This is a genomic window from Microbacterium sp. Mcb102 (genome assembly GCF_024519805.1).
In the GTDB taxonomy this organism is placed as follows: domain Bacteria; phylum Actinomycetota; class Actinomycetes; order Actinomycetales; family Microbacteriaceae; genus Microbacterium.
The window spans coordinates 1-13,938 of sequence record NZ_JALJRG010000010.1; the positions used below are offsets into that span (position 1 = coordinate 1).

Annotated in this window: 15 protein-coding genes and 1 tRNA gene; 7 read left to right on the forward strand and 9 right to left on the reverse strand. The window is 67.1% G+C overall.

Going from position 1 to position 13,938, the window contains the following annotated elements; genetic code table 11:
* Nucleotides 1–528: 528 nt before the first annotated feature.
* The 4 genes from OC372_RS19015 to galU all read right to left on the reverse strand — a co-directional run bounded on the left by OC372_RS19015 (nt 529) and on the right by galU (nt 3,133).
* Nucleotides 529–601, reverse strand: a tRNA-Ala gene (locus OC372_RS19015).
* Between the two features lie 52 nt (nt 602–653).
* The gene (locus OC372_RS19020; protein WP_105711307.1) at nt 654–1,499 is read right to left on the reverse strand and encodes a hypothetical protein; all 846 of its coding nucleotides are present in this window, start codon (nt 1,497–1,499) and stop codon (nt 654–656) included.
* 91 nt (nt 1,500–1,590) lie between these two features.
* Nucleotides 1,591–2,202: a GNAT family N-acetyltransferase gene (locus OC372_RS19025; RefSeq protein ID WP_091029250.1), complete on the reverse strand. Its 612-nt coding sequence runs from the start codon at nt 2,200–2,202 to the stop codon at nt 1,591–1,593.
* Between the two features lie 43 nt (nt 2,203–2,245).
* The gene (galU, locus tag OC372_RS19030; protein WP_029262712.1) at nt 2,246–3,133 is read right to left on the reverse strand and encodes a UTP--glucose-1-phosphate uridylyltransferase GalU; all 888 of its coding nucleotides are present in this window, start codon (nt 3,131–3,133) and stop codon (nt 2,246–2,248) included.
* 41 nt (nt 3,134–3,174) lie between these two features.
* Between galU and OC372_RS19035 the strand changes: the two genes are divergently transcribed.
* The 3 genes from OC372_RS19035 to mscL are packed head-to-tail and all read left to right on the forward strand — an operon-like array spanning nt 3,175 to nt 4,506.
* Complete coding sequence (locus tag OC372_RS19035; protein WP_029262713.1) at nt 3,175–3,771, forward strand: 5-formyltetrahydrofolate cyclo-ligase; 597 nt, start codon at nt 3,175–3,177, stop codon at nt 3,769–3,771.
* Nucleotides 3,772–3,786: 15 nt separating this feature from the next.
* On the forward strand, nt 3,787–4,059 hold the full coding sequence (locus OC372_RS19040; RefSeq protein ID WP_262003820.1) for an FmdB family zinc ribbon protein: 273 nt from the start codon (nt 3,787–3,789) through the stop codon (nt 4,057–4,059).
* A gap of 24 nt (nt 4,060–4,083) precedes the next feature.
* Nucleotides 4,084–4,506 carry a large conductance mechanosensitive channel protein MscL gene (mscL, locus tag OC372_RS19045; protein ID WP_029262715.1) on the forward strand — a complete coding sequence of 141 codons (423 nt, stop codon included), beginning with the start codon at nt 4,084–4,086 and terminating at the stop codon, nt 4,504–4,506.
* Between the two features lie 85 nt (nt 4,507–4,591).
* Here the strand turns inward: mscL and OC372_RS19050 are convergent, their stop codons facing one another.
* Both OC372_RS19050 and OC372_RS19055 read right to left on the reverse strand, forming a co-directional pair.
* Complete coding sequence (locus OC372_RS19050) at nt 4,592–4,798, reverse strand: hypothetical protein (RefSeq protein WP_262003822.1); 207 nt, start codon at nt 4,796–4,798, stop codon at nt 4,592–4,594.
* The gene (locus OC372_RS19055) at nt 4,791–8,459 is read right to left on the reverse strand and encodes an AAA family ATPase (RefSeq protein ID WP_262003883.1); all 3,669 of its coding nucleotides are present in this window, start codon (nt 8,457–8,459) and stop codon (nt 4,791–4,793) included. Before OC372_RS19055 ends, OC372_RS19050 begins: the two co-directional genes overlap by 8 nt.
* 229 nt (nt 8,460–8,688) lie before the next feature.
* Between OC372_RS19055 and OC372_RS19060 the strand changes: the two genes are divergently transcribed.
* A complete protein-coding gene (locus OC372_RS19060) occupies nt 8,689–9,201 on the forward strand; it encodes a methylated-DNA--[protein]-cysteine S-methyltransferase (RefSeq protein ID WP_105711310.1) in 513 nt (170 codons plus the stop codon).
* An 81-nt stretch (nt 9,202–9,282) separates the two neighbouring features.
* Here the strand turns inward: OC372_RS19060 and OC372_RS19065 are convergent, their stop codons facing one another.
* Both OC372_RS19065 and OC372_RS19070 read right to left on the reverse strand, forming a co-directional pair.
* Nucleotides 9,283–10,920, reverse strand: a complete 1,638-nt coding sequence (locus OC372_RS19065) for a cation acetate symporter (RefSeq protein WP_262003825.1) — start codon at nt 10,918–10,920, stop codon at nt 9,283–9,285.
* Nucleotides 10,917–11,264, reverse strand: a complete 348-nt coding sequence (locus tag OC372_RS19070) for a DUF485 domain-containing protein (RefSeq protein WP_029262720.1) — start codon at nt 11,262–11,264, stop codon at nt 10,917–10,919. Before OC372_RS19070 ends, OC372_RS19065 begins: the two co-directional genes overlap by 4 nt.
* A 108-nt stretch (nt 11,265–11,372) precedes the next feature.
* Here OC372_RS19070 and OC372_RS19075 point away from each other — a divergent pair, with 108 nt between their 5' ends.
* Together OC372_RS19075 and OC372_RS19080 are read left to right on the forward strand one after the other, a co-directional pair.
* A complete protein-coding gene (locus OC372_RS19075; RefSeq protein WP_262003827.1) occupies nt 11,373–12,230 on the forward strand; it encodes a LuxR C-terminal-related transcriptional regulator in 858 nt (285 codons plus the stop codon).
* 78 nt (nt 12,231–12,308) lie between these two features.
* The gene (locus tag OC372_RS19080; protein WP_029262722.1) at nt 12,309–12,656 is read left to right on the forward strand and encodes a histone-like nucleoid-structuring protein Lsr2; all 348 of its coding nucleotides are present in this window, start codon (nt 12,309–12,311) and stop codon (nt 12,654–12,656) included.
* Between the two features lie 25 nt (nt 12,657–12,681).
* Here the strand turns inward: OC372_RS19080 and OC372_RS19085 are convergent, their stop codons facing one another.
* On the reverse strand, nt 12,682–13,332 hold the full coding sequence (locus OC372_RS19085; RefSeq protein WP_262003830.1) for a MarR family winged helix-turn-helix transcriptional regulator: 651 nt from the start codon (nt 13,330–13,332) through the stop codon (nt 12,682–12,684).
* Nucleotides 13,333–13,416: 84 nt separating this feature from the next.
* Between OC372_RS19085 and idi the strand changes: the two genes are divergently transcribed.
* Nucleotides 13,417–13,938 (forward strand): isopentenyl-diphosphate Delta-isomerase, encoded by a 522-nt coding sequence (idi, locus tag OC372_RS19090; RefSeq protein ID WP_262003832.1) that lies wholly within the window; start codon nt 13,417–13,419, stop codon nt 13,936–13,938.

Here is a 13,938-nt window from a genome sequence, read left to right on the forward strand (position 1 = left end):
CTCCCACGACCCAGCCATCACAGCCAGGCCCGCAGGGCAACTTCTCTATCTTACCGATCTCGTTTCCGTTGTCAAGTCCGAGTTTCTTCGGCCTGACCGTGGGAACGGACCAGCACCTTCATCCTCTTCACTCAGTGAGTGTTTCAGATTCGGGAGGTGTTCGATGCTTGACGGGAGCCGGTCCGAGGACCTCCGCTCAACCGTTTGGGGCGAACAAGTAATAAGTTACGCGGATCCCGGGGATCGGGCAAATCAGGGCTGACCGCCGGGCGTGTCGCCCGAGAACCCGCGTCACGGAGCCGTCCTCGATGGACGGCGAGAGCACACCCTCGATCGCCCCTACGGGCGCGACGTCACGGCGCGGGTGCATTCGGCAGAGAGAGGGACCGGCGTTGCCGCGCACTCTCCCCCGTCGCGGTCCGACCGTCGACTCGAGCAAGCACATGAAGTGAAGAGGGCGGGGGAAGGCAAAGAGCGCCGGAGGAAAGAAGAAAGCCCCCGGTTCTCACCGGGGGCTTTCGTGTTCTGTGGACCTAAGGGGATTCGAACCCCTGACCTCCTCGATGCGAACGAGGCGCGCTACCAACTGCGCCATAGGCCCGTGAACGAGATCTACGCTATCACGACGAAAGCGTTGCTCGCGTCTGCCACGATCACCCCGCGGCGCGACGCGAGAGCAACTCCCGCACGTGCGCCTCGATCTCCGCATCGTCGACGAAGCCCATCTTCGCGTAGGGCGACGACGCGGCAGGAAGCTGCACCGGTGCTGCCGGCGCCATCTGCTCGGCGCGCTCACGCAGCGCGGCGACTCTGGCTGCCTTGCGGCGTTGCTCCTGCGCCTCGATCTGGGCCTGCGCAGCCTGCGCACGCGATCCCGACACGGACGCCAGCGGCTCTGGGAGCGGACGCGGTGTCCACGTCGCCGGGCCCTGGTCGTGCAGCACGGGTGCGACACGTTCCTTGACGGGTGGCGCCACCTCATGCGTGGCGCGCGCCGCGCGGTTCGCGACCGCCGCCATCCTCTGGAGCGCGATGCCGGCGGGCAGGATCATCGACCCGCCGAGCCACAGCAGCACCGAGGTCCCGACGGCCACGAGCTGCCAGATGCCGAATGCGACCACGGCGAGACCGAGCAGGAGGGAGATCGTCGCGACCATGCGCACCCGGCGGCGGGCGCGAGCTCGACGGATCACCGGGTCGGCCCTGGTCGCTGCGAGTTCCTCGCGAAGAGACTCGAGCTCGGCGGCCTCGCGTTCCGACTGCACCCGCTTGGCGAGCTTCTGCTGTGCCAGCGCCGTACGGGCGTTCAGCTCGACGTGCACCTCGGCCGGAGTCTCACTCGTCTCGGCGAGGATGCGGAGCGCCTGGTTCAGTCGAACGGCGTTGCGTTCCGCGGCGTTGTATTGGAAGCGGCCTCTCCACGAAGGGAGCAGGTAGAGCATCCAGAGGAGCACGGCGACGAGCACGATCACTCCCCCGCTCAGCACCGGCCCGTCCATATCGACAACGGTACGGGTTCAGCGGTGACAGAGCCGTACAGAAGGGCGCGTGTCGCGGCGAGTCCGTCAGGATCGCCCGGCGAGCACCGGCTCAGAGGGCGATTCGGTCGGACGGCGGTACCGTCGCGGCGTCAGGCGGCACCTGACCGCTGAGCCAGCGTGCGAGCACACCCTGAGGGACGTCTTCGCGGGTCAGCGCGAACGCGTAGTGATCACGCCAGTCGCCGTCGATATGGATGTAGCGGCGGCGCAGACCCTCGTAGCGGAATCCGAGCTTCTGAACGATTCGAAGGCTCGCAGCGTTCTCCGGTCGGATGCAGATCTCCATCCGGTGCAGCCCGTACTCCGTGAAGCAGGCATCGGTGGCCAGCGCCACTGCGGTGGGGGTGATGCCCCGGCCCGCGAAACGCTCGCTCACCCAGTACCCGATGGTCGCCGAGCAGAGGGAGCCGCGCGAGACGCCCCACACATTGAGCTGCCCGGCGACCTCGCCGTCGTACTCCATGACGAACGGATAGCCCGATCCGTCACGGTACTGCTGAAGCAGACGACGGATGCTGAGCCTCATGTCGAACGAGACGGAGCCGTACGGGACGGTCGCTTCCCAGGGCTGGAGCCACGATCGGTTCGCGAGCAGCTCATGCTGCAGCGGGCGGGCATCCTTCGCCCGCACGAGTCGCAGCTCGATCGGTCCGTGTCGCATTCCCGTCGCCAGTTCCATGCCGCACCGACCTCCGCAGGATCGCCTAGAGGCGTTCCGCGAACTCCTTGAGCCAGGGACGCAGCTCGGGGCCGAGGTCCTCCCGATCCGAGGCGAGCTGAACGATGGCCTTGATGTAGTCGACGCGGTCGCCCGTATCGTAACGGCGTCCTCCGAAGATGACACCGACGACGCCGGGTCCGTCGGGATCGGTCGCGAGTTCCTGCAGCGCATCCGTGAGCTGGATCTCGCCGCCCTTGCCCGGCTCGGTGCGCTCGAGGATCTCGAAAACCGACGCGGGAAGAACGTATCGACCGATGATGGCGAGGTTGGACGGAGCGTCTTCCTGCGCAGGCTTCTCGACGAGACCGGTGACCCGGACGGCAGCTTGGCCCTCGATCGGCTCGACCGCCGCGGCGCCATACATGTGGATGTTGGCCGGGTCGACCTCCATCAGCGCGATCACCGCGGCGCCGGAGCGCTCGTGCTCGGCGATCATGTCGGTGAGGAGCGGATCGCGCTCGTCGATGAGATCGTCGCCGAGCAGCACCGCGAACGAACTGTCGCCGACGTGGGTACGTGCACGCAGGACCGCGTGTCCGAGACCCTTCGGCTCGCCCTGCCGGACGAAGTGGATGTCGGCGAGGTCGCTCGACTTCATCACTCGCTCGAGTCGCCCCGTGTCGCCCTTCTCCATGAGCCTCACCTCGAGCTCGGGCACCGAGTCGAAGTGGTTGGAGATCGCGTTCTTGTTGCGGCCGATGATGACGAGGATGTCGTCGATCCCGGCGTCCGCAGCCTCTTCGACGACGTACTGGATCGCCGGCTTGTCGACGACGGGCAGCATCTCTTTCGGCATCGCCTTCGTCGCGGGAAGGAATCGAGTCCCCAGTCCTGCCGCGGGAATGACGGCTTTGATCTTGTGGTCAGCCATCCTCCCAGCCTAGCGGTGAGCGTCGCCGTAGACTCGGAGCCATGTCGAATGACGTCGAACACGCCAAGCGCGCTCTCCGCGCCGAACTGCGCGAAAGACGCCAGCTCCTCTCCGATCCGCAACGCGAGGCCGCGGCCACGGCGATCGGCGAGCGCCTCGACGCCCTGGTCGACGAGCTCGGCGCACAGTCGATCTCGTGCTTCCTGTCGACCACCACCGAGCCGGGCACCCGTGACTTCGTGACGAGGGCGGTGCGCCGCGGCATCCGCGTCCTGTTGCCGGTCACCCGCGCCGACGGTCTCCTGGACTGGGCCGTGGCCACCGACGACGACGAGGTTTCCGAAGGACTCCACGGCCTGCCGGAGCCCACCGGTGAGGTCCTCGGTCCGATCGCCGTCAACGACGTGGACCTGATGATCGTCCCTGCCGCCGCCGTCGATCGTACCGGGATGCGGATGGGCTGGGGACGCGGCTACTTCGACAAGACGATCGGCTCCATGGAGCAGTGCCCGCCCGTCTACGCGGTCATCTATGATTCCGAGGTACTCGACGAACTTCCGCGAGAGGTGCACGATCAGCCCGTGAACGGGATCGTGACGCCGTCGCAGACTCTCACCCTGTCGCCTCGGCGACGCTGACCTGCAAGGACCCCCATGCCCACCTACGCCTATGCCTGCACATCGTGCGGACACAAGTTCGACGCCGTGCAGCGCTTCGCGGATGACGCCCTGACGGTGTGCCCCGAGTGCGGCGGCCAGCTGCGGAAGCAGTACGGTTCGATCGGCGTCACCTTCAACGGGTCCGGTTTCTATCGCACGGACTCGCGTGCCAAATCCGGCGGTTCCGGGGATGCTTCGGCATCATCGAAGACGGAATCGACGACGAGCGCCAAACCGGCGGCTGCGTCGACTCCGGCCTCTTCGTGAGGCCCTGATCTACTGGGGGTTCCCATGCTCAAAGGTTTCAAGGACTTCCTGCTGCGCGGGAACGTGATCGATCTGGCCGTGGCCGTCGTGATCGGCACGGCGTTCACCGCGATCGTGACCGCGGTGGTCAACAGCATCATCAACCCCTTCATCTCACTCTTCCTCAAGGCGGATGCCGCAGGGGAGTTCGGGATCCCCGTTCCGAACATCTACGGCGAGACGGTGACGTTCCCGATCGGTGACCTCATCTCGGCGATCATCAGCTTCCTCGCCGTCGCGGCCGTCGTCTACTTCGTCTTCGTGCTGCCGATGAACACCTTCAAGGCGCACGTCGAGGCCCGCAAGGGCACGCCGGCTGAAGAGCCCGAGGAAGAGCCGGCCGCAGCGAGCGAGGCCGAACTCCTGGTCGAGATCCGCGACCTGCTCAAGGCTCAGCGCGGCGCCTGACGGCTTCCGCTCAGACACGAGACGCACGATTCCTCTTCGGAGGGATCGTGCGTCTCTCTTTTCGCCGACAACCCATGACGACGGATCAGTAGTGCGGCGGCACGTCCTGGATGAGCTGATCGTCGTTCGGGCCCTTCGCGCCCTTCGGCCGTGCACGCGGCGGCGCCGGCTGGTCGGTCCCGGCATCCGGGGCCGGGTCGCTTCCAGGCACCGGCGTCAGTCGGGCACGACGCGATCCGGCGACCCGCACCACACGCTGACGCGGAACATCAGGATCGACCTGGTCAGTCATTCGGGGTGTCGGCGATATCGAGCGGCTGCGTGTCGTTCTCGGCGCGGGGCACGGTGTCGGAGATGCCCAACACGGCGGCGATGCGCGTCGCGACGGTCGCCGGATCGCTGTAGAGATCGAACGCGTGCACGCGCACGTAGTGCCAGCCGAGGCGACGGAGGACGTGCGGCCGCAGCCGCAGCGTCTCGCGCAGGGACTCACCGCGCGATTCCGGGTCGGGCTCGATCACGACCGCCTTGCCGCCGTGCTGCGCGACCAGCGGAAGCAGTCCGCGGTAGTCGACATCGACGGAGGCGCCGAGCCGCCGCAGTTCCCTGGCCAGGGCGAGAGTGAGCGGGTCAGCCAGATCCTCGAGCCGCGCATCCCTGCCGCGGGCGGCGAGACCACCGAGGATCGACATGAGCGTGGCTGCGCCGTGCTCGAGGCGCCCATCGTCGAAGGAGGACGGGCGGATCGACGAGACGAGGACCATCGATCGGCGGGCTCGGGTCATCCCGACCGTGAGCAGACGCTCGCCGTCCGGTGTGGAGAGATCGCCGAAGTCGCTCAGGACACGGCCGTGCTTGGTGAGTCCGAACCCGAGCGAGAAGATCACGCGGTCGCGACTCTCCGCCACGGATTCCTCGAGGGTGAGGACGGCGAACGGCTCTGCGGTATCACGGCCGACGAAGTCCGCCACGTCGGAACGCCCGGCGAAGGCGGAGGTGACAGCGGCACGCACGCGCTCGGCGTGACGCGCACTGGCGGTGACCACCATGAGGGATTCGGAGGGCCGGTGAACGGCGTGCTCGACCACGAGGGTCACCACACGCGCGACTTCGGCATCGGGGCTCTCGACCGCACCGGACACCGGATCAGGGGTACCCGTCCCGCCCTCGACGTAGTCGACCGTGAGGCTGCCGCGACCGAGATAGGAGCCCGCCCACGGCAGGGAGACGATCTCGCCGCCGTAGAACGCATCGTTGATGAGCTCAGCGAGATCCTCGCCACCGGCACGGTAGCTGCGCGTCAGAGTCATCACGGGCAGAAGCTCGGAGAGGCGCTCGAACACCGAGACGTCGTCGAACGACACCTCCGCCTCCCAGGTGTCCTCCGGGTCCACGGCGATGTGGAACGGTGTGGGACGCTGCGTGACCGGATCGCCGAACGCGACGACCTGGCGTGCCCGGCAGATCGCCGGTGCAGCCTCAGCCAGATTGATCGCGGCCGCATCGACGAGAAGGACGGTGTCGAACTCGACCGATTCCGGGATCTCCGGCACGAGGTACGGGGAAGAGATCCAGACGGGCGCGAGCACGTCGACGAGGGTCGGCGCGGCGCTGACGACCTGCGCAGTGGTCGCGGCGGGCTGAGTCAGCGCGCGCCGGAGATGCTGCGACTGCTGCGGTTCGTCGACGATCGCGATCCGCCACTGGTTGGCGAGCTGCCAGGCCAGGAGCGGGCCCGCCATCGCGGCGTGTGCCTCGTCCACCAGCCGGAAGTCGCGCTCGAGCCGGTCGACGACGGCGGTGTTCGCACCGAGGAGAGCACGGTTATCCTGCAGCGCGCGCTCGAGGAGCGACTGCCACCAGGCGAACTCGAGCTCCTCCCCCACCTGCGATTCGGCCACGTGCCGCACCGAAAGTTCCGCGAGCAGCGGCTCGAGCCCGAGGAGCGCGAGGCGATCGCGCAGCTGCGCGCGTTCCACGAGGTTCTCGAACACGTCGGACTTGGCGGCGAGCCCGGCAAGAGTGCGGACGAGTCGTGCGACCGGGAGCGACGCCAACGGCTCGCGGCGGCCCAGCGCGGCATCCAGTTCGGCGAGCTCCGCCTCGGCCCGCTGCCAGGCCACGTACACGTCGGCGAGACCGAGCGGGATCTCCGGGGCGACCCCCGCCTCGACGTACCGCTGCCACTGCGTGCGCTGAGTCTGGATCCGCAGCAGCGCTTCATGCATCTCGGTCACGTGGACGCCCGGACGGACATACTCCTTCGCCAGACGCCGCAGCCGCCGCCGGTTCGCTCCGGAGAGACCGGGGGCGTCGCGACGCGAGCCGTGCGCCTGGATGAGCTCGCCCAACGGCCGCTCGAAGACCGTGGGGCTGAAGCGATCGAGTGAATCGCGGATGCCCTGCAGCAGACGCAGATACTCGCCGAGCTCGTCGATCGTCGCAAACGGTCGCATGTGCGTCTGGGCGATCAGTTCGTAGCCGCGCTCGAGAAGAGCGGGGACGCTGTCCGAGTGCAGTCGACCGGCGAGCTCGTGCGCGGCTCTGGCCGCTTCGGTGCTCGTGAAGGTCACGCCGTACCACGGCGAATCATTCGGGCCGAAGCGGAACTCCCCAAGACGCGCGGCCTGAGCGAGGGCTTCTGCAGCCTCGCTGCGATCTGCCGCGAGGCGACGGAGAGCGTCGGTGCCGAGCCGAGCGGTGGTGGACGGCGGCACCGGCAGCGACGCGAGCCTGGTGAGCTGGCGGGTCGCGTCGAGCACCGAGGCATCCACTCCCGCGATGGGAGCCGTGAGAGCCTGGCGGTAGTCGCGCAGGACGGTCCGGAGGCGCACCAGCGCGTCGTCGACCTCACTGACCTTGGGTGGTGTCGCCTTCTCGTTGCGGCCGATCGCCCTGACCAGGTCGCGACGCACGCTGGCCGGCGAGATCGCGAGGCTGTCGAGCCCGATACCCGCGAGCCGATGACGAACGCCGTCGAGTGTCGAACGACGCGCCGAGACCACGAGCACGCGCTTGCCGGCGCGGACGAGTTCGCCGAGCGCGTTGATCACCGTCTGCGTTCCGCCCGTGCCGGGGAGCGTCGCCACCGTGAGCGAGTGTCCGGCGGCGATGCGCGCGAGAACCGCTTCCTGCTCGGCGTCTGCGTCGAGAAGAAGATTGTCCGATGCGGGAGCCCGATCGTCGGGTCCGGTGTGGTGCGGCGTGGCGCGAGGCGCCGTCACACGCTCGCGGTCGCCCACATGGCCGCCCAGCGCATTGAGGAGCACGTGATCGAGGCTTCCGGCGTCGCGGGACATCGCTCCGGAGACGTCGGCGAACGTCGACACCACGAGCCGCGGCTCTACGGAGAAGGTGTCGATCGAGCGGGTCATCACGCGCAGGTTGTCGATGACCGGCTGCGGCTTGAAGATCCCACCGTCGTACGCGAGCGCTGCGAGGGACGCGGCATCGATCGACAGCCCGAAATGATCACGGGCGATGCGGACGAGTTCGGGATTGACTTCGAACGCGCCCTGGAGCTTGAGTTCGAAGTCGGAGTGATGCCGCCGGATCGCCAGCGGCCGCAGCAGCACGGGCGCGGCGAAGCCTGCTCCGCCGATGCGCCACCGGGCGACTCCGACGGCCAGGTGCACGGCCTCGATGCCACGGACGGTGCGCAGTTCGGTGTTCTTCGCGGTGATCCGCTCGGCGGCCAGCCGCGCGGTGCGCAGACCCACCTCGTCGCGGAAGAGGTTCGACAGTAGGGTCGATTTTCCGGTGATGAACTGCGGCAGGCTGCCGGGGTGGGCCTTGGAGATGTCGATGCCCGATTCCGGGCTGTCGCGGAAGCTCACCAGCGGAGAGGGGCCGCCGAGGTCGGCCGCTTCCGCCCTCAGCCGGGTGCGCTCAGCCTCAGCGGCATGGGCGATGTCAACGCCGGTCGTGGGCTCGTGCAGATCGCCGATGGCCACAGCAGCGTCTGCCGCTGTGTTCTCCGCAGTCTTGTCTTCACGTCGCCACACAATGACACCCTAGGCGCGAGACCGGGCGAGCTGGGGTATCCCGGGCGGGTTTCCGCCGAATATCCGCCTCCGAGAGCTGATCCGCACTCCTCCTGCCCTGTGGCGATGACCGTCACGTTCTCCACCCCGCCCGGGAGGCCGGTGCTCCCCGGACGGCGATGCCGGTCAGGATGGTCGCATGACCTTCCGCTATGACTTCGCTCCGACTCCGTTCGGTGATGCCCTCGCGGTGTTCTCGGACGAGGGCATCGTGCGATTCGACCTCTCCGAATCCGAAGACCCGCTCGTTCCCTGGCTCCTCGAGGGCGTCACACGACAGCTGGGCGCCGTTCCGGAGCCCGACCCCGGGGCCGCCGACGAGCTCGCGCATCTTCTGGCCGACTACTTCGACGGTGACCCGGTGCGTTTCGACCAGCACCTCCGGCTCGACTGGCGGCTGGTGGACGGATTCCACCTGAGCGCCCTGCAGACGATCTGCACGATCGAATGGGGCGAGACGATGAGCTACGGAGAGGTGGCCGTCCGTGCCGGACACCCCGGCGCGGCCCGCGCGGTCGGCACTGCGTGTCGGCTCACGCCGTTCTCGATCATCGTGCCGGTGCATCGCGTCGTCCGGTCGGACGGAAGTGTGGGCCAGTACGGCGCGCACCCTGAGCGCAAGAGATACCTGCTCGACCTCGAGGCGGGTTGAGCGAGCGGACGCAGACGTGGACCCGGCGAGTAGGCCGCCGGGTCCACGTCTTGCCCGGGTTCGATCCTCAGGAGGCCGCGGTCAGTGCTCGACCGCCTTCTCCGCGCCGAACCCCGTGAGCGAGCGCACCTCCATCTCGGCGGCGAGCTGCGGAGACTCCTTGCGGGAGCTCGTCACCGTTCCGAGCCAGCCGAGGAGGAAACCCAGCGGGATCGAGACGATCCCCGGATTGTTCAGTGGCCACACGGCGATGTCGATCCCAGGGATCATCGATGTCGGGGTTCCCGAGAACACCGGCGACAGCACGATGAGCAGGATCGCCGACCCGAGCCCGCCGTACATGCTCCACACCGCGCCCCGGGTCGTGAACCGCCGCCAGAAGAGCGAATAGAGAATGGTCGGCAGATTGGCGGAAGCGGCGACGGCGAAAGCGAGAGCGACGAGGAAGGCGATGTTCTGCCCCTGCGCTCCGATGCCGCCGAGGATCGCCAGGATGCCGATCACGACCACAGTGCGACGAGCGACGCGCACCTCGCCGTTCGGATCTGCGGCGACCGGCTCGCCGGCAGCATCCTTGCGCCCCTTCTGGATGACATTGGCGTAGATGTCGTGCGCGAACGATGCCGCGGCCGTGATCGTCAGACCAGCGACCACCGCGAGGATCGTCGCGAAAGCCACGGCGGAGATGAAGCCCAGCAGCACCGGACCGCCGAGCCGGAGCGCGAGCAGCGGCGCCGCCGAGTTCACGCCGCCCGGAGCGGCCGCGATCACATCCGCACCGACCAGTGCGCCGGCACCGTAGCCGAGCACGAGGGTCAGCAGGTAGAAGCCGCCGATGAGCCAGATCGCCCAGACGACCGAGCGGCGTGCTTCCTTGGCCGTCGGCACGGTGTAGAAGCGCATGAGCACGTGCGGCAGGCCGGCGGTCCCGAGTACGAGCGCCATGCCGAGGGACAGGAAGTCCCACGGGTTCGCGCCGTACTGCAGTCCCGGAGCCAGGATCGCATCGCCCTTGTCGGAATTCGCGACCGCGGCTTCGAGAAGGGTGTTCAGGCTGAAGCCGTTGATCGCGAGCACCCAGATCGTCATGCCGACGGCGCCGCCGATCAGGAGGACGGCCTTGACGATCTGCACCCAGGTGGTGCCCTTCATGCCGCCGATCAGGACGTAGACGATCATCAGCAAGCCGACCACGGCGATCACGATCGACTGCCCGAGCCGTCCGTCGATGCCGAGCAGCAGCGATACCAACCCACCGGCACCGGCCATCTGCGCCAGCAGATAGAAGAAGCACACAGCGAGCGTCGTGATCGCGGCCGCCATTCGCACTGGGCGCTGCTTCAAGCGGAACGACAGCACGTCCGCCATCGTGAACTTCCCGGTGTTGCGCATCAGCTCCGCCACCAGCAGCAGTGCGACGAGCCAGGCGACCAGGAATCCGATCGAATAGAGGAATCCGTCGTAGCCGTTGATCGCGATGGCGCCGCAGATGCCGAGGAAGGACGCCGCGGACAGATAGTCGCCTGCGATGGCGAATCCGTTCTGCGGTCCCGTGAAAGAACGGCCGGCGGCGTAGTAGTCGGCAGCGGTCTTGTTGTTGCGGCTCGCGCGGATGACGATGAAGAGTGTCACCGCGACGAAAGCCAGGAAGATCGAGATGTTGAAGACGGGGTTGATATCGAGAGCGACCGGCTCGACCGCCGCGCGGATTGCGTTCATGCGTGCCCCTGCGCCTTCTCGAGTTCTTCACGGATCTCCGTCGCCAACGGGTCGAGTTTCCGATTCGCGAACGACACGTACGCCATGGTTATGCCGAACGTCGTGACGAACTGTCCGAGACCGAGGAGGAGCCCGATGGTGATATCGCCCCACACACGTTGTCCCATGAAATCGGGCGCGAATGCCGCAAGAAGCACATAGGCGAAATACCACAACAGGAAGAACACGGCGAGCGGAAAGATGAACGATCTCTGCGTCCGTTTCAACCTCTGGAATCGTGGAGACTGCTCGACGGCGATGTAGTCGATCTCACCGTTCGAATCGACGTGCGTCTGATCACTCATGGGGCCTCCTTGCCACATGTCCGGTCCCCGCGCAGCGGAACTGTGCGGATGATAAAGTCGACGCTACGAAACGGGGAACACAGTCGTCACCCCCGGAAGTAGGTAATTGTGAGCGCCCCAGTCCCTCTCGGTTCCGAGTCGGAGCTCGTCGCCCATGCGGTGCGCGAGCTCGCGCGGCGAACGCGATTCCCTGTCGCATTCGGCGGTCTCATCGAAGAGGGCGTCGTGAGCGTGACCAGTATCGTCGGCGCGCGAACCCGATCCCTGGACGGGTTGCGAGTGCGCCCGGAGCGCGGACTCGGCGGGCGGGCGATGATGGAACTGCGCCCACGGATGACGAGCGACTACGGCTCCTCGCAGCAGATCACCCACGACTACGACGTCTTCGTCCTCGGCGAGGGGCTGCGTACGCTCCTTGCCCTCCCGATCGTCGTCCACGGCAGGTCCCGCGGCGTGCTCTACGCCGGCGCATGGGACGAGGAACAGGTCGGGGGTGTCACCACGGCTCCCGCCATGCAGGTGGCCCAGTCCGTCGCCGATGAATTGCGGATCCGCGACGAGGTACAGCGACGGCTGGACACGAGCCCGCTGGGAAGTGAGGCTGTGGCGCCCCCGCAGCGCGAGGCGCTCCGGGAGAGCTTCGCCGAGCTGCGCAGCATCGCGGCGTCGGTCGACGACGCGGCGATACGGGCACGGATCGCCGAGGTCGAGCGGCGCCTCGTGGCACTCGCCGGGGATTCGACTCCCGCTACGACGGGCCCCGTGCCTACGATCCATCTCTCACCCCGTGAAACCGACGTCCTCGCCTGCGCGGCGCTGGGATCGACCAATGCGGAGATCGCCGCGCAACTCGGGCTGCGCGAGGGCACGGTCAAGGCATACCTCGGCACCGCGATGGCGAAACTCGACGCTTCCACCCGTCATGCGGCCGTCACTCGAGCGCGCCGCGCGGGGCTTCTTCCCTGAGACCAGCGCTGAAGCGGATTATGACCATGCAATATTCAATTGTTGTCGCATTTCGCTTCTGCAGGTAAAGTCGCACGCATGGCTAGACGAATTGTGCACCAGCTGGTCGACGACATCGACGGCAGCGTCCTCGAAGTCGGAGAAGGCGAGACCGTGCATTTCTCGGTCAACGGCGCCTCCTACGAGATCGATTTGAATGCCGCGCACGCGGAGGAATTGCGAAAGGCTCTCGAGCCGTATATCGCTGCAGGGCGTCGCGCCGGGTCCTCCAGCACCGCACGTTCCTCTTCATCTTCTCGCAAGCGACCGGCACGCAATCCCGAGGTCGCCGCCATCCGGGCATGGGCCAACGAGAACGGCTACACGCTCTCCGAGCGAGGACGCATCCCCGCCCCGATCCTGGATGCGTACAAGGCAGCGCACTGAGTTCGGCCCCTCGTGGGCCGTTCTCTCAATCAGACGTCTGCTGTAACCAGGCTTCGTCTCGAAGCGTGATCTCTTCCGTCATGTCCTGGAGAAATCGGATAACGACGTCGCGTTCTGCCGGCGAGAGCCGGGCGGCCGCATAGAAGCGCTTCGCCTGCTGTCGACCGACCGTCTCCATCGCCGCGAGCCGCGTCTCCGGCGTGATGCTGATGCGGAGCGCCCTCCGGTCGGTCGGGTGGGGTGAGCGTGTGATGTGCCCGCCCTTCTCCAGCCGATCGAGGAGCTTGGTCGTCGCGGCCGTCGAGACGTCGAGGTGGTGAGCTATACCCCCGGGTGTCGCCACCAGGCTCCGATTCGCACACACGATCAGATAGTGCAGCGCACGCATGTCGGTCTCATTGAGGCGCATGTACCGGCGTGAAGCCTGAGAGAGGGTCTGCTCGGCTTCCCGCAGACCCGCGAGCGACTCCATGAGCCGGGCGATCTGCCGCAACTCCTCAGGCGGAACACCCGTCCGATCGACCAGCGTGCTTCGCGGATCACTGGCGTCCACGTCGTAGATCGCGGCGTGGCTCAGCCCATCCGGCGCGCGGTCGGCAGGGCTCGTATCACCATCGATGGGCGGATTCGTCGCCCTCGCCCCGGTGTGCGGGGTGGTGCCGGGCTCCGTGTCCATGCGATCATGTTACACACACACAGTTTCATGCTAAGTTGACTACTTACCAAGTTAGCTATTCCAACGCTCGGAAGAGGAGATGCCATGGACCACGTGACCCTCCTGGCCGAAGATGGGACCGCCATCGGCACACTGCCGAAGAGCGAGGTCCACACGAGCGACACCCCGCTGCATCTCGCCTTCTCGTGCTACATCTTCGACGCACGAGGACGTCTGCTCCTCACCCGCCGTTCGCTCGCGAAGCGGACCTGGCCCGGCGTCTGGACGAACAGCTTCTGCGGCCATCCACGACCCGACGAGAAGATGGGGGACGCGGTTCGGCGACGTGGTCTGGACGAGCTCGGCATCCGACTCTCGGGTGTTCGCCTCGTGCTGCCTGACTACCGTTATCGGGCCATCGACGCGAGTGGAATTGTCGAGAACGAGATCTGCCCGGTGCACGTGGCGATGATCGACGGTGAACCCGCGGCCGATCCCGACGAGGTATCGGAATGGATGTGGGTCGAAGTGCCCGCCCTGATCGAAGCCGTCACACACGCTCCGTTCGTGTTCAGCCCGTGGCTCGTCGAGCAGCTTCCCCTTCTGCGACAGGTCGGCGAGGTCTGA

What these genes read in the sequence shown, in the direction of transcription:
- OC372_RS19020 (WP_105711307.1), bottom strand. Translation starts at nt 1,499, where the DNA reads ATGGACGGGCCGGTGCTGAGCGGGGGAGTGATCGTGCTCGTCGCCGTG.
- OC372_RS19085 (WP_262003830.1), bottom strand. Translation starts at nt 13,332, where the DNA reads ATGGACACGGAGCCCGGCACCACCCCGCACACCGGGGCGAGGGCGACG.
- OC372_RS19050 (WP_262003822.1), bottom strand. Translation starts at nt 4,798, where the DNA reads ATGACTGACCAGGTCGATCCTGATGTTCCGCGTCAGCGTGTGGTGCGG.
- galU (WP_029262712.1), bottom strand. Translation starts at nt 3,133, where the DNA reads ATGGCTGACCACAAGATCAAAGCCGTCATTCCCGCGGCAGGACTGGGG.
- OC372_RS19065 (WP_262003825.1), bottom strand. Translation starts at nt 10,920, where the DNA reads ATGAACGCAATCCGCGCGGCGGTCGAGCCGGTCGCTCTCGATATCAAC.
- OC372_RS19040 (WP_262003820.1), top strand. Translation starts at nt 3,787, where the DNA reads ATGCCCACCTACGCCTATGCCTGCACATCGTGCGGACACAAGTTCGAC.
- OC372_RS19060 (WP_105711310.1), top strand. Translation starts at nt 8,689, where the DNA reads ATGACCTTCCGCTATGACTTCGCTCCGACTCCGTTCGGTGATGCCCTC.
- OC372_RS19080 (WP_029262722.1), top strand. Translation starts at nt 12,309, where the DNA reads ATGGCTAGACGAATTGTGCACCAGCTGGTCGACGACATCGACGGCAGC.
- mscL (WP_029262715.1), top strand. Translation starts at nt 4,084, where the DNA reads ATGCTCAAAGGTTTCAAGGACTTCCTGCTGCGCGGGAACGTGATCGAT.
- idi (WP_262003832.1), top strand. Translation starts at nt 13,417, where the DNA reads ATGGACCACGTGACCCTCCTGGCCGAAGATGGGACCGCCATCGGCACA.
- OC372_RS19070 (WP_029262720.1), bottom strand. Translation starts at nt 11,264, where the DNA reads ATGAGTGATCAGACGCACGTCGATTCGAACGGTGAGATCGACTACATC.
- OC372_RS19025 (WP_091029250.1), bottom strand. Translation starts at nt 2,202, where the DNA reads ATGCGACACGGACCGATCGAGCTGCGACTCGTGCGGGCGAAGGATGCC.
- OC372_RS19035 (WP_029262713.1), top strand. Translation starts at nt 3,175, where the DNA reads ATGTCGAATGACGTCGAACACGCCAAGCGCGCTCTCCGCGCCGAACTG.